Genomic DNA, 13,308 nt, shown 5'->3' on the forward strand with positions numbered 1-13,308 from the left:
GAAGCCCGACAAGGTGGCGGCCGTCGCCGAGATCGCGGACAAGTTCCGCAACAGCTCGGCAGCTGTTGTCACCCAGTACAGTGGCCTCTCCGTGTCCCAGCTCAATGAGCTGCGTCGCGCTCTCGGCAACACGGCCAAGTACCGGGTCGCGAAGAATACTCTCGTCAAGCGTGCCGCCGCCGAGGCGGGTGTCGAGGGTCTCGATGAGCTGTTCGTCGGTCCGACCGCGATCGCCTTCGTGGAGGGCGAGCCGGTCGAGGCGGCGAAGGTGCTGCGTGACTTCGCGAAGGACAACAACGCCCTGGTGATCAAGGGCGGCTACATGGACGGTGCGCCTCTCTCGGTCAGTGAGATCGAGAGGATCGCCGACCTGGAGAGCCGCGAGGTGCTGCTCGCCAAGGCGGCGGGCGCCATGAAGGCGAAGCTGTCCCAGGCCGCCGCGCTGTTCCAGGCTCCGGCATCGCAGGTCGCGCGCCTGGGTGCCGCGCTGGAGGAGAAGCGCAAGTCCGAAGGCGGCGCCGAGTAGAGCGCCGGTCCGGCTGCCGAGAGCTGACCATTACCCACCCGACTTACGGAGTCGCAACAAGGAAGGAACGCCACCATGGCGAAGCTGAGCACTGAGGAACTGCTCGACGCGTTCAAGGAGATGACGCTGCTCGAGCTGTCCGAGTTCGTGAAGCAGTTCGAGGAGACCTTCGACGTCACCGCCGCCGCGCCGGCCGCCGTCATGGCCGCCCCGGGTGCTGCCGCCGGCGGTGCCGCCGCGCCGGCCGAGGAGGAGAAGGACGAGTTCGACGTCGTCCTCGAGGGCGCCGGTGACAAGAAGATCCAGGTCATCAAGGTCGTGCGTGAGATCGTCTCCGGTCTCGGCCTGAAGGAGGCCAAGGAGCTCGTCGAGAGCGCTCCGAAGCCGCTGCTGGAGAAGGTCGACAAGGAAGCTGCCGACGCCGCCAAGGAGAAGCTGGAGGCCGCCGGCGCTCAGGTCAGCCTCAAGTGAGCTGACTTTCACATTCCGTCAAAGGGCGGGTCGTTCGTCGTGACGAACGACCCGCCTTTTTTGTGCTCACTCGATCGTGGGTTAGTGTGCGGCGGACCACGAGCTTGTGATCGAAAACCGGTTCAGCCGAAAACTGGTGAGTAACCCGCGCGACTTCGGCTCGTTGCAAGTTGTTGACGCGCCATGAACGAACTCCGGGAGGTGCGATGGGTGCCGAGGTGGTCATCGAGGGCCTGAGCAAGTCCTTCGGTAAGCACACCATCTGGCGTGACGTCACGTTGACGCTGCCGCCCGGCGAGGTATCGGTGATGCTGGGGCCGTCGGGCACCGGCAAGTCCGTGTTTCTCAAGTCCATGATCGGATTGTTGAAACCGGACAGAGGAAAATGCGTGATCAACGGTGTGGACATCGTGAGATGTTCGGAGCGCAAGCTCTACGAGACACGCAAACTGTTCGGGGTGCTGTTCCAGGACGGCGCTCTGTTCGGTTCGATGAGCCTCTACGACAACGTCGCCTTCCCACTTCGGGAACACACGAAGAAATCCGAGACCGAGATCCGCAAGATCGTTCTCGAGAAGCTCGATATGACGGGTCTGTCCGGTGCGGAGAAGAAACTCCCGGGCGAGATTTCCGGTGGTATGCGTAAACGCGCCGGGTTGGCCAGGGCACTGGTTCTCGATCCGGAGATCATTCTGGTCGACGAGCCGGACTCCGGTTTGGACCCCGTGCGCACGACCTACATCTCGCAGCTTTTCATCGACGTCAACGCTCAGATCGACGCCACGTTCCTCATCGTCACCCACAACATCAACCTCGCGCGAACGGTCCCGGACAACCTCGGCATGCTGTACCGCAAGGAACTAGTGATGTTCGGTCCGCGCGAAGTGCTGCTCACCAGCGAGGAACCCGTGGTCAAGCAGTTCCTCAACGGGCGCATGGACGGTCCCATCGGCATGTCCGAGGAGAAGGACTCGGCGACACTCGCCGCCGAACGCGCGATGTTCGAAGCGGGACACCACGCGGGCGGCGTCGAAGAGGTGACGGGCGTGCCACCGCAGTTGCAGCCCACGCCCGGGCTGCCCGAACGGCAGGGCGCGCGCAGACGTAAGGACCGCGTGATGCGCATGCTGCACACGCTTCCCGAGGCGGCTCGCGAGTCGATCATCGCGTCGCTCTCGCCCGAGGAGCAGCGTCACTACGGCGTCCACAGCGCCAGCCTCGTCGGCACCCAGCACGGCGTCCTGCCCACCGGCGACGTCGCCACCATTCCCGATTCGAGTCGGACCCAGCCGATCGAGCTGGGCCCCAACGACGCGACCCGAGGACTACCCCCGTACGAGCAAGGAAACTCATGAGCTCTCCGGCCTCGACGGCCAGGATTCCCGGCATCGGGATGCTGTGGGAGACCGGGAAGTTGTTCGCGCTCGCCCTCGACGTGGCGCGTGGCGTGTTCCGGCGGCCGTTCCAGTTTCGGGAATTCATCCAGCAGGCGTGGTTCATCGCCAGCGTGACGATCCTGCCGACGGCTTTGGTGGCCATCCCGTTCGGCGCGGTCATCTCGATGCAGTTCGGATCGTTGGCCAGGCAGCTCGGCGCCCAGTCGTACACGGGGGCGGGCAGCGTGCTGGCGACCGTGCAGCAGGCGAGCCCGCTCGTGGTGGCGTTGCTCGTGGCGGGCGCGGGCGGATCGGCGATCTGCGCCGACATCGGTGCGCGCACGATCCGCGAGGAGATCGACGCCATGGAGGTGCTCGGCGTCTCCGCTGTGCAGCGCCTCATCGTGCCGCGGGTGCTGGCGTGCATGTTCGTCGCGTTGCTTCTCAACGGCATGGTCAGTGTCATCGGGGTACTCGGTGGCTATTTCTTCAACGTCGTGTTGCAGGACGGCACACCGGGTGCGTACCTGGCGAGTTTCTCGGCGTTGGCGCAGTTGTCCGACCTGTGGATCGGTGAGATCAAGGCGTTGATTTTCGGGTTCATCGCCGCGGTCGTCGCCGCGTACCGGGGACTGAATCCGCCGCCCGGCCCGAAAGGAGTGGGCGACGCGGTGAACCAGTCCGTCGTCATCACATTCCTGCTGCTGTTCGTGGTCAACACCGTGCTCACGTTGATCTACCTGCAGCTCGTCCCCTCAAAGCTGGACTGAGGACCGATGGCTCGCTTGCTCCAGAACGCCAAGAACCTCGCCAACCGTCCACTGAAGACGTTGGACATGCTCGGCGACCAGATGTCGTTCTACCTGCGAGCGCTCGCGTGGGCGCCCAGGGCGATCCGCCGCTACAGCAAGGAAGTGTTGCGGCTGCTCGCCGAGGTGAGTTTCGGGTCCGGGTCGTTGGCCGTGATCGGCGGCACCGTGGGCGTGATGGTCGGGCTGACCCTGTTCACCGGTGTCCTGGTCGGGCTACAGGGTTTCTCGGCCCTGGACTCCATCGGCACGTCGGCGTTCACGGGTTTTTTGACGTCTTTCTTCAACACCAGGGAGATCGCGCCGCTCGTGGCGGGGCTGGCGTTGTCGGCCACCGTGGGCGCGGGGTTCACCGCGCAGCTGGGTGCCATGCGGATCTCGGAGGAGGTCGACGCGCTGGAGGTCATGGGGGTGCCGAGCCTGCCGTACCTCGTGACCACCCGCATCATCGCCGGATTCATCGCGATCATCCCGCTGTACGTCATCGGCCTGCTCAGTTCGTATCTGGCCTCGCGGACGGTGGTCGTGTATCTGTACGGCCAATCGGCGGGGACCTACGACCACTACTTCGACATGTTCCTGCCACCTGAGGACGTGTTCTACTCGTTCGTCAAGGTGCTGATCTTCAGTGTGTTGATCATTCTCATGCACTGCTACTACGGCTACCGGGCCACCGGTGGTCCCGCCGGGGTCGGCATCGCGGTCGGTAAGGCCGTGCGGCTGTCGATCGTGACGGTGGCCGTGGTCAACTTCTTCATCGGTTTCGCCATCTGGGGCACCGACACGACGGTGAGGATCGCGGGATGAGCTCGACAATGGCGACGGTTCGTCGCAGGCTGTTGGGCCTGTTGCTGGTGGCCATCCTCGTCGGTGGCATCGCGTTGAGTATCGCCGTGTACAACAGGGCTTTCACCGACCACGTGACCGTGCGGTTGCAGGCGGGGGAGATCGGGAACCAGCTGACACCGAACTCGGATGTGAAAGTCCGCGGGCTGATAGTGGGCAGGGTCCACGCGATCGAACCGAGCCACTCGGGTGGCGCGGAGCTCGTCTTGCACCTGGACCCGGAGCAGGCGGAGCTCGTGCCCGCCAACGTGTCCGCACGGTTTCTGCCGAAGACGTTGTTCGGGGAGCGCTACGTCGACCTGACCATTCCCGAGCAGCCTTCCACGGTGAGCGTGTCCAACGGCACCGTCATCACCCAGGACCGCACCGAGGACGCCGTGCGGCTGGAACAGGCTCTCGACAACCTCCTGCCCGTGTTGCAGGCCGTGCAGCCGGAGAAACTGTCCAGCACCCTGACCGCCATCTCCACCGCCTTGGAGGGTAGGGGCGAACAACTGGGCGATACACTGTCCGAATTGGGCGAGTATGTCGGTGAGTTGAACCCGCACGTGCCCAAACTGCAGGAGAACCTGCGAGAGCTCGCCGAGTTCTCCGGAACCCTGTCCGACGTCGCACCCGACCTCGTGCGGACGTTGGACAACCTCACCACGACGAGCCGCACGATCGTCGACCAGAGCCTGAACCTGGACACGCTGTACCGCACGGTGTCGACCGCCTCGGTCGATCTGGACACGTTCCTCGAAGCCAACTCGGCCAACCTCATCAGCCTCGGCGAGACGGCGCGCCCCACGGCGGAGCTGTTGGCGAAGTACGCACCCTCGTACCCGTGTTTCCTAGGGCAGATGGCGGAGCTGGTGCCCAGGATCGACGAGTCGTTCGGCAAGGGCACCAACAAGCCGGGCCTGCACATCACCTTGGAGATCACTGTGGACCGAGGCCCGTACAAGCCGGGACAAGACGAGCCCGAGTACAACGACAAGCGCGGTCCGCGCTGCTACGACATGAAAGAGATGCCCGACCCGTTCCCGCAGCATCCGCCGGACGGCCCGGTCCAGGACGGCACCGTGCCACCCGAGTCCGCGGACTCGGCCGGGAAGGGTTTGAACGACTCGGCCGCCGTCGGCGGGGCAGCCCCGATGGGCAACCCCGCGAACACCGGTGGTGAACACGCGCTCGTGGCGCAGCTCGCCGGGCCACGGGTCGGCATGGAGCCGTCCGAAGTGCCTGCGTGGGGTTCACTGCTGGTCGCGCCGCTGTACCGGGGAGCGGAGGTGACGGTCGAATGAGCCGGACACTCGCCGGAAACGGACGACGTCGCAGGTTCCGCCACGAGGGGGTGAGCGAGTGAAAGGGCTCCTCGCGCCGCTGACGAAGCTCACCGCGTTCGTGGTCATCACCGTGGTGTTCACCACCATCCTCGGCTTCAGCATCGCCAACATGAACATGACGGGCACCGAGACCTACAAGGCGCGTTTCACCGACGCCACCTCGGTGCTGCCGGGCGACGACGTGCGTATTGCCGGGGTGATGGTGGGCAAGGTGTCCGACATCCGTGTCGTGGACCGCAGGATCGCGGAGGTCGAGTTCGAACTGGACCGCAACCGCACACTGCCCGACAACACCGTCGCCGCCATCAAGTTCCGCAACCTCATCGGCCAGCGCTACCTGTCGCTGGAGCGCGGCGAGGGCGAACCGCAGGGCGTCCTCGAACCGGGCGACACCATCCCGCTGGAACGCACCCGGCCCGCCGTGGACTTAACCGAGCTGTTCAACGGGTTCAAACCACTGTTCCAGGCGCTGTCGCCCGAGGACGTGAACACGCTGTCGTACCAGATCATCCAGGTACTGCAGGGCGAGGGCGGCACGGTGGAGAGCCTGCTCGCCCACACGGCGTCACTGACCACCACACTGGCCGAGAAGGACCAGGTCATCGGCGAGGTGATCGACAACCTGAACTCGGTGCTGCACACGCTCAACGAGCGCACACCACAGTTGTCGCAGCTCATCGGCAGGCTTCAGCGGTTCGTGTCCGGGCTCGCCAGTGACCGGGAGCCCATCGGCGAGGCCATCTCCTCCATCGGGGAACTGGCCGACACGACCGCGGGACTGTTGGAGGAAGCGCGCCGACCGCTGCGCGAGGACATCGACGCCCTCGGCACCCTGGCCGGCAACCTCAACGAACACGAGACCGTGGTCGAGGAGTTCATCCAGTATCTGCCGGAGAAGGTCAGTCGACTGGCGTCCACAGCGGACTATGGCTCGTGGCTGAACTTCTTCCTGTGCGAGGCGAAAGGCAACATCAGCGTCACCGGGATCGGAGACGCACCCGTCAGTCTGCCGTTGCTCCCGGCGAATCGAGAGCGGTGCCTGTCATGAAAAGCTTCTCCAACCGCAACCCCGTCCCCATCGCCGTCGTGGGGATCACGTTGCTGCTGCTGGGCACACTCGCGGCACTCAACTCCGACGACCTGCCCCTGATCGGTGGTGGCACCACCTACCGGGCGGAGTTCAGTGAGGCCGCGGGCCTCGAAGCCGACGACGAGGTGCGGATCGCGGGCGTGAAGGTGGGTGAGGTCACCGGCATCGACCTGGACGGGGCGAAGGTGCTGGTGTCCTTCAAGGTCTCCGACGCCTGGATCGGAGACGAGACCACGGCCGCCATCAAGATCAAGACTTTGTTGGGGCGCAAGTACCTCGCACTCGACCCGGTCGGCGACGAGGCACTCGACCCGAACACCACCATCCCGCTCGACCGCACCGCCGCGCCCTACGACGTGCTGGAGGCGTTCCGGGGCCTGTCCCGGACCGTGGACGACATCGACGTCGACCAGCTCGCACAGAGCTTCGACGTGCTGTCCCAGACGTTCGCCGACACACCGGAGGATGTGCGCGGCGCGCTGGAAGGCCTGTCGGAGCTGTCCGACACCATCGCCTCCCGCGACCGGCAACTCTCCGAACTGCTCGAAGGCACCCGCCAGATCAGTCAGACCGTCGCCGACAGAGACGCCGAACTGGCCGTTCTTCTGGAAGACGGCAACGAACTGCTCGAAGAACTGTCGGCGCGCGAGGAGGCCATCAGCGCCATGCTGAACGGCACGCGAGAGCTGTCGGAACAGCTGCGCGGACTCGTCGACGACAACGAGGAACAGCTGCAACCGGTGCTGGAGAAGCTCGACCAGCTCACCGAGATGTTGCAGCGCAACCAGGACTCGCTCGCCGAGGGGATCGAGAACTTCGCGCCGTTCGTGCGTGTCTTCAACAACACCATCGGCAGCGGTCGCTGGTTCGACAGCTACATCTGCGGCCTGCTGTTGCCCTCCATCGGGCCGCTGAATGAAGAGGGGTGTAACGCGCGATGACCAACACCCGCTTCGGAGATCGACTCGCCCGTGGCCTCGCCCTCGCCTGTGTGCTCGGGCTCGTCGTCGCGGCCGGTCTGTGGTGGACGTTGAAGGACGCGGACCGCAAACACGTCACCGCCTACTTCACCCAGGCCATCGGCCTCTACGAAGGCAACAGCGTCCGCATCCTCGGTGTCGAGGTCGGTGAAGTGACCTCCGTCCAGCCGGAGGGCGACCGCGTCCGGGTCGAAATGACCTACGACAGGCGGTTCGCCGTTCCCGCCGACGCCAAGGCCATAATCGTGGCGCCTGCCCTGGTGTCCGACCGCTACGTGCAATTCACCCCGGCCCACACCGGTGGCGACGAACTCGACGACGGCGCGGTGATCCCGCTGTCCCGTACCGCCGTCCCACTGGAGATCGACGAGTTGAGCGACAGTCTCAGCCGCGTCTCCGAGGCACTCGGGCCCGAGGGGGCGAACATGGACGGTTCGCTGTCCGAGCTGCTCGACACCGCCGCCGAGAACCTCGACGGCAACGGCGAGGCCCTGCACGAGGCCATCACCAAACTGGGAGACGCGGCCGGAACCCTGTCCGGAAGCTCCGACGACCTCTTCGGCACCGTGGAGAACCTCGCGAAACTGTCCAACACCCTCGCCGCTAGCGACGACGACATGCGCGACTTCGAACGACAGCTCGCCGACGTCAGCGACTTTCTGGAGAGGGAACGGGAGAACCTCGCCGCCACAGTCACCGAACTCGGCGACACCCTCCGACTCGTCGACGATTTCATCAACGACAACCGCGACCGCGTGAAGTCGAACGTCGACAAGCTCGCCGAGGTCACCCAGGTCCTGGTGGATCAGCGTGCGGCACTGGCCGAGACACTCGACATCGCGCCGCTGGCCTTGGGCAACCTCGTCAACACCTACAATGCCGCGTCGGGAACCCTCGACACCCGGCCCAACATGAACGAGCTCACCGAGCCACCCATCCTCATGGTCTGCAACCTGTTGCGGCAGACCCCGAAGGCACTCGATGCGCTCGGCAACCTGTGCGCGGACGTGGCCGGTGTGCTGGACGGCGTCGTGGAACTGCCGTCGCTGGCCCAGACGGTGCACGCGCTCAACAAGGGGGAGCTGCCCCCGCTGCCGCTGCCGTTGCTCGGGCAGATCACGGGCTCGGGAGGTGAGCGGTGAAACGGTTCCGCACAACGCTCGCCGCCGCGAGCGCGGCCGGTCTCCTCGCGGTCGGTGGCTGCGGCTTCGAAGGGGTCTACGACATCCCGCTACCCGGCGGCGCCGACCTGGGCGACGATCCGTACACCGTGCGCGTCCACTTCCCTGACGTGCTCGACCTCGTCCCGCAGGCGGGTGTGCGGGTCAAGGAGGTTCCCGTCGGCACGGTGAAGGACGTCCGCCTCGCCGAGGACGGCTGGACCGCCGAGGTCGTGCTTGCCGTCAACGGCGACGTGGAGTTGCCCGCGAACGCGGTAGCCAACCTGCGACAGTCGAGCCTTCTCGGCGAGAAATACGTTGAACTCGCCGCCCCCGCAGCCGAGGACACCGACGGCTTCACCGACAGCAAGTTGTCCGACGGCGACCTCATCCCGGTGGAACGCACTAACCGAAGCGTCGAGGTCGAAGAGGTCCTCGGGGCGCTGTCGATGCTGCTCAACGGTGGTGGCATCGAACAGCTCAACACGATCACCGAGGAACTCAACGCCGCGTTGGAGGGCAACGCGCCCGACGTGAAGGCGTTGCTGCGAAACACCGAGGAACTGGTGAAGGCGCTCGACGAGCAGTCCGGCGACATCACCACCGCGCTCGACCAGCTCAACCGGCTATCGTCCACCCTGAACGCCCAACGCGACAAGATCGCTGTGGCGGTCGAGGACCTCGGGCCGGGCCTGGAGGTGCTCGAACGGCAACGCGACCAGCTCGTCACCATGCTGAGCGCTCTCGACGGGCTGTCCGAGGTGGCCGTCGAGACCGTCAACGCCGGCCAGGAGGACCTGGTGGCCAACCTCGAAGCGCTCCTGCCGACACTGCGCAAGCTCGGCGAAGCCGGCGCCGACCTGCCCCACGCCCTGCAACTGCTGCTGACGTATCCGTTCACGGACGCGGCCGCCGAGGGCGTCAAGGGCGACTACCTGAACCTGTACATCGATCTCGATCTGGATCTGCAGGAGATCCTCGCCAACATCGGCCGCAGCAGGCAGAACCCGCTGCAGAACCTGCCGATCGTCGGCGACATCACCAACCCCCGCGAAACCGACCCCGACGACACGTCGTCTGTGCTGCCGTTGCCGGGCGACGGCGGAGGTGATGGAGGAGGCGACGCCGAGCCCGCCCCCGGCGGTGGGAACGGCCTCGGCGGAATTCTGGACTCCATGATCGGGGGTGAGCGCTGATGCTCGTCCGCAAGACCAAGATCCAGCTCGTCGCGTTCCTCGTCATCTCGGTCCTGGCGATCACGTACGCGCTCGTGCGGTTCACCGACGTCGAGAAGACGTTCGGCTCCGGTGGCTACACGGTCCACCTCCACATGTCCTCCTCCGGAGGCATCTTCACGGGCGCGGAGGTCACCTATCGCGGCTACAACATCGGCGAGGTCGGGCAGCTTCGCCTCACCGAGGACGGACTGGCGGCCGAATTGCTCATCGAACCCGACACCCCCCGGGTGCCTCGTGAGCTGGACGTGACCGTCGCCAACCGCTCGGCCGTGGGGGAGCAGTACGTCGACCTGCGTCCGGTCACCGACGAAGGCCCGTACCTCGCCGACGGCGATGTCATCGACGCGGAGAAGGTCACCACCCCGGTGCCCGCCGAGGACCTCATCAACGACCTGGACAGCCTCGCCGCCTCGGTACCGACCGAGTCGCTGCGCACGGTCGTCGACGAGTCCTACAAGGCGTTCCACGGCACCGGTGAGCACCTGCAGAAGCTCATGGACACCACCGGCGAGTTCACCCGGAGCGCCAAGGAGCACCTGCCGCAGACGGTGGAGCTGCTCGACAAGGGCAGCACGGTTCTGAGCACCCAGAACGACCTCTCCACGTACATACGGTCGTTCAGCGAGGACCTGGCGGACCTGTCGCAGACCCTGAAGGACTCCGACGGCGATATCCGAGACCTGATCGACGTCGCACCGGACGCGGCGACGACGGTCAGCGGGGTGCTCGCCGAATCCGGACCCGGCCTCAGTAACCTGGTCGCCAACCTGCTGACCACCTCCAATGTGCTCGTCACCCGTCTCGACGGGGTGGAGCAGGCGTTGGTGAGCTACCCGCTGGTCGTGGCGGGCGCGTACAGCGTCACACCCGGCGACGGCACCGCTCACCTGGGGCTCGCGCTGAACCTGTTCGACCCGCCCGCGTGCACCAAGGGCTACCGGCCCCCGGACACCTACCGTCCCGGAAACGAGACGACGCCTCGCGAACCGTATGTCGACGCGTACTGTGCCGAGCCGCCAGGCAGCCCCATCGCCGTGCGTGGCTCGCAGAACGCGCCGTACCACGGTGTGCCGTCGGTGCCGACGCCCGCGCAGGTGGAGGCCAACAGCAACCGTGACTCCGAGCAGCTGGCGTATCTGCGGCGACTCGCGGTCGACCTCTCGAAGGAGGGTGGACTCGCGATCTCCAGCCTGCGTGAGCTCGTCGGGCTGTCGGACTGAAAGGAGCGCGAGGACCTACCTGTCCATACCGACCACACCCATCCGATCTGATCAGGAGCCCCATGAGTTCGGACGACCAGCGGCCGGAGCCGGACGACGCCAAGGCCCGTCCGGCCACCGATCCTGAGCCCGACACGGACACCGAGGCCGGTACAGCCACAGAAGACACCGAAGTCGAGGACGAACCGTCGGCAAGCGGTCGAGGTCGGAAAACGGATGACGACTCCGGCACGGGCGAGTCGGTGAACACCCGGCGCTCGGCCCGCTCGGGCCCACCGCGCCCACTGATGTTCGCCACGGCGGCACTCGCGTCGGCCGCGCTCGTCGTCGCCATCGTGTTCGGTGTCATGTGGCAGAGCGCGGCGAGCAGCGACGAGCTGGAGATCGCCCAGGCCCGCGACGAGGTCTCGGCCGCGGCGAACCGTGCTGCCGCGGTCTTCCTCGAATTCGACCACACCAGAAGTGACGAACTGCTCGCCGAGCGGAAGAAACTCTCGACCGACGCGATGAGCGCGGAGATCGACGAGACCGAGAAGGAATGGCGCGAGTCGATCGAGAAGGCCCAGCTCAAGACCGTCACCACTGTGCAGGACGTCGCGGTGGAGGAGCTCAACGTCCACGAGGGCAAGGCGCGGGCTCTGGCCGTGGTCCAGATCGAGGTCACCAACGCCCAGGGCAGTTTCGGCAACGTCGAGCGCCTGCAGCTGGAGCTGGAGCGCGATCAGCAGGGTGACGGATCGGACGAGGACCGGCAGTGGAAGGTGTCGGCCCTGGCGAATGTGCAGTACGGGGCGAGCGGCTAGCCGCCAGGCCCACCCGAACCGCACCACCGACCCGCAGAACGCAAGTAGGAGATCCCGATGCCATCCTCTCGCCGTCGCCTTCCCGGTGGCCAACGTCCGTCGCCGACCCGTCGACCGCGGGTCGCCGGGCTGCGCAAACCGTCACCGGTGCGGCGCCCCACCACCTCGGACGGGATCGAGGAGATCGCCGAGAGTGCGAAATCCGTGCCGGAGGAGTCACGGTCTGCGAGCCCGGAGCCGGAACCCGAGACACCGGAGCGGCCCGACACCGCCGAGGCGGCCGAAGCGGAGGCCGGGACGAAAGTCGGGGGCGCCGACGACGTCGACCCCGTCCCGGAGGCCGTGGAGCCTTCGGGCGAGTCACCGAAGCGGCCGGAGACCGACACGGCGGGCACCGCCGACGAACGCTCGGACAGCGGAGGGGCCTCCGAACCGGATGAGCCGAGGAGCGAGGCCCCGGGTCGCCGGGCCGGTTACTCGCTGCTCGCGGCGCTGGTGGCCGCCACGCTCGTGCTGGCCGGCCTTGCGGTGTTCTTCAAGCTGAGGCACAGCGAGGCCTCGGAGTTGACCGCGAACGCGGCGCTGGTGGACGTCGCGACGACGGCCGAGGTCGAACAGGCCATGAGTGAGGCCGCCGAGCGATTGTTCTCGATCGACTACAACGACATGGCCAAGACGGAACAGGCCGCCGAACAGTTGCTGGGCAATGAGGAGGTCAGGAGCACCTATGACACCCTGATGGGCGAGTATCGGGATCAGGCGAGTGAGCAGAAGATCGTCGTGACCACCACGGCGGTCCGCAGCGCGGTGGTGCTCCTCGATGGTGATCGCGCCAGGGTCATGGTTTACGTTGATCAAACGGCGACCCGCGCGGGCGACGAGCAGACCGTGGGCGGGCCGGCGGCCATGTGGTTCGAGACCGAACTGAAGGACGGTGCCTGGAAGGTCGTGAACATGAACGTCTACGGCCCCGGTCAGTCGTCCGGTGCACAATCGGAGCCGTCGCCGAGCGGTTCAGCGCCGTTATCATCGCAGGCAGGAGAGCCGACGGAGGGTAACTGACACTGCGCCAACTGGTGGTTGTCCGGCAAAGAATGCTTGACTCAGAGTCCTCGGGGGTTCACGCTTACAGGCAACACGGCAACGTCTTGCGGGAGGCGGGCCGGGTACTAGAAGGAGAGGCGTACAGCGAGGCCGAACCCTTGATCGTCAGACGATCGAGTGAGTTCCCTCGACAGTCCTCCTATGTTGGGCTAGACTGCTTCTTTGCGCTGCCCACTTTCAGGCTGCCCTCTTGTGGTAGCTAGGATGGTCGGCAACACCGCACCCTTGACAGTCCGCGTTACGAGTTGCTAGCGCGGCTGATCAACCAGCTATGTCCCCGGAAGGACGCATCTTGGCAGTCTCTCCCGCGAACCAGGCCAGTGCTGCGACCAACTCGAATCGACCGTCAACGGGTAT

Annotated in this window: 13 protein-coding genes; all 13 read left to right on the forward strand. The window is 66.0% G+C overall.

Going from position 1 to position 13,308, the window contains the following annotated elements:
* Nucleotides 1-526: 50S ribosomal protein L10 (gene rplJ, locus M7H19_RS08000; RefSeq protein ID WP_298179014.1), on the forward strand; the 526-nt coding region annotated here is incomplete at its 5' end.
* 75 nt (nucleotides 527-601) lie between these two features.
* On the forward strand, nucleotides 602-997 hold the full coding sequence (gene rplL, locus M7H19_RS08005) for a 50S ribosomal protein L7/L12 (RefSeq protein WP_298179016.1): 396 nt from the start codon (nucleotides 602-604) through the stop codon (nucleotides 995-997).
* A gap of 206 nt (nucleotides 998-1,203) precedes the next feature.
* A complete protein-coding gene (locus M7H19_RS08010; protein ID WP_298179018.1) occupies nucleotides 1,204-2,352 on the forward strand; it encodes an ABC transporter ATP-binding protein in 1,149 nt (382 codons plus the stop codon).
* Nucleotides 2,349-3,143, forward strand: a complete 795-nt coding sequence (locus tag M7H19_RS08015) for an ABC transporter permease (RefSeq protein WP_298179020.1) — start codon at nucleotides 2,349-2,351, stop codon at nucleotides 3,141-3,143. The genes M7H19_RS08010 and M7H19_RS08015 overlap by 4 nt, the downstream gene beginning before the upstream one ends.
* 6 nt (nucleotides 3,144-3,149) lie before the next feature.
* The gene (locus M7H19_RS08020; protein WP_298179022.1) at nucleotides 3,150-3,989 is read left to right on the forward strand and encodes an ABC transporter permease; all 840 of its coding nucleotides are present in this window, start codon (nucleotides 3,150-3,152) and stop codon (nucleotides 3,987-3,989) included.
* Nucleotides 3,986-5,314, forward strand: a complete 1,329-nt coding sequence (locus tag M7H19_RS08025; protein WP_298179024.1) for an MCE family protein — start codon at nucleotides 3,986-3,988, stop codon at nucleotides 5,312-5,314. Before M7H19_RS08020 ends, M7H19_RS08025 begins: the two co-directional genes overlap by 4 nt.
* A 58-nt stretch (nucleotides 5,315-5,372) precedes the next feature.
* On the forward strand, nucleotides 5,373-6,404 hold the full coding sequence (locus M7H19_RS08030; RefSeq protein ID WP_298179025.1) for an MCE family protein: 1,032 nt from the start codon (nucleotides 5,373-5,375) through the stop codon (nucleotides 6,402-6,404).
* A complete protein-coding gene (locus M7H19_RS08035; RefSeq protein ID WP_298179027.1) occupies nucleotides 6,401-7,387 on the forward strand; it encodes an MCE family protein in 987 nt (328 codons plus the stop codon). Before M7H19_RS08030 ends, M7H19_RS08035 begins: the two co-directional genes overlap by 4 nt.
* Nucleotides 7,384-8,568, forward strand: coding sequence for an MCE family protein (locus M7H19_RS08040; RefSeq protein ID WP_298179030.1), 1,185 nt, complete (start codon nucleotides 7,384-7,386; stop codon nucleotides 8,566-8,568). Before M7H19_RS08035 ends, M7H19_RS08040 begins: the two co-directional genes overlap by 4 nt.
* Nucleotides 8,565-9,782 carry an MCE family protein gene (locus M7H19_RS08045; protein WP_298179032.1) on the forward strand — a complete coding sequence of 406 codons (1,218 nt, stop codon included), beginning with the start codon at nucleotides 8,565-8,567 and terminating at the stop codon, nucleotides 9,780-9,782. The genes M7H19_RS08040 and M7H19_RS08045 overlap by 4 nt, the downstream gene beginning before the upstream one ends.
* Nucleotides 9,782-11,044, forward strand: a complete 1,263-nt coding sequence (locus tag M7H19_RS08050; protein ID WP_298179034.1) for an MlaD family protein — start codon at nucleotides 9,782-9,784, stop codon at nucleotides 11,042-11,044. Before M7H19_RS08045 ends, M7H19_RS08050 begins: the two co-directional genes overlap by 1 nt.
* Nucleotides 11,045-11,106: 62 nt before the next feature.
* Complete coding sequence (locus tag M7H19_RS08055; RefSeq protein WP_298179036.1) at nucleotides 11,107-11,847, forward strand: hypothetical protein; 741 nt, start codon at nucleotides 11,107-11,109, stop codon at nucleotides 11,845-11,847.
* 57 nt (nucleotides 11,848-11,904) lie between these two features.
* A complete protein-coding gene (locus M7H19_RS08060) occupies nucleotides 11,905-12,909 on the forward strand; it encodes a hypothetical protein (protein ID WP_298179038.1) in 1,005 nt (334 codons plus the stop codon).
* Nucleotides 12,910-13,308: the final 399 nt, after the last annotated feature.

This window comes from Saccharomonospora sp. (assembly GCF_027317685.1).
Lineage (GTDB): Bacteria > Actinomycetota > Actinomycetes > Mycobacteriales > Pseudonocardiaceae > Saccharomonospora.

Coding starts and splice junctions, on each gene's coding strand:
- rplL (WP_298179016.1), top strand. CDS start 602: ATGGCGAAGCTGAGCACTGAGGAACTGCTCGACGCGTTCAAGGAGATG.
- M7H19_RS08010 (WP_298179018.1), top strand. CDS start 1,204: ATGGGTGCCGAGGTGGTCATCGAGGGCCTGAGCAAGTCCTTCGGTAAG.
- M7H19_RS08015 (WP_298179020.1), top strand. CDS start 2,349: ATGAGCTCTCCGGCCTCGACGGCCAGGATTCCCGGCATCGGGATGCTG.
- M7H19_RS08020 (WP_298179022.1), top strand. CDS start 3,150: ATGGCTCGCTTGCTCCAGAACGCCAAGAACCTCGCCAACCGTCCACTG.
- M7H19_RS08025 (WP_298179024.1), top strand. CDS start 3,986: ATGAGCTCGACAATGGCGACGGTTCGTCGCAGGCTGTTGGGCCTGTTG.
- M7H19_RS08035 (WP_298179027.1), top strand. CDS start 6,401: ATGAAAAGCTTCTCCAACCGCAACCCCGTCCCCATCGCCGTCGTGGGG.
- M7H19_RS08040 (WP_298179030.1), top strand. CDS start 7,384: ATGACCAACACCCGCTTCGGAGATCGACTCGCCCGTGGCCTCGCCCTC.
- M7H19_RS08050 (WP_298179034.1), top strand. CDS start 9,782: ATGCTCGTCCGCAAGACCAAGATCCAGCTCGTCGCGTTCCTCGTCATC.
- M7H19_RS08055 (WP_298179036.1), top strand. CDS start 11,107: ATGAGTTCGGACGACCAGCGGCCGGAGCCGGACGACGCCAAGGCCCGT.
- M7H19_RS08060 (WP_298179038.1), top strand. CDS start 11,905: ATGCCATCCTCTCGCCGTCGCCTTCCCGGTGGCCAACGTCCGTCGCCG.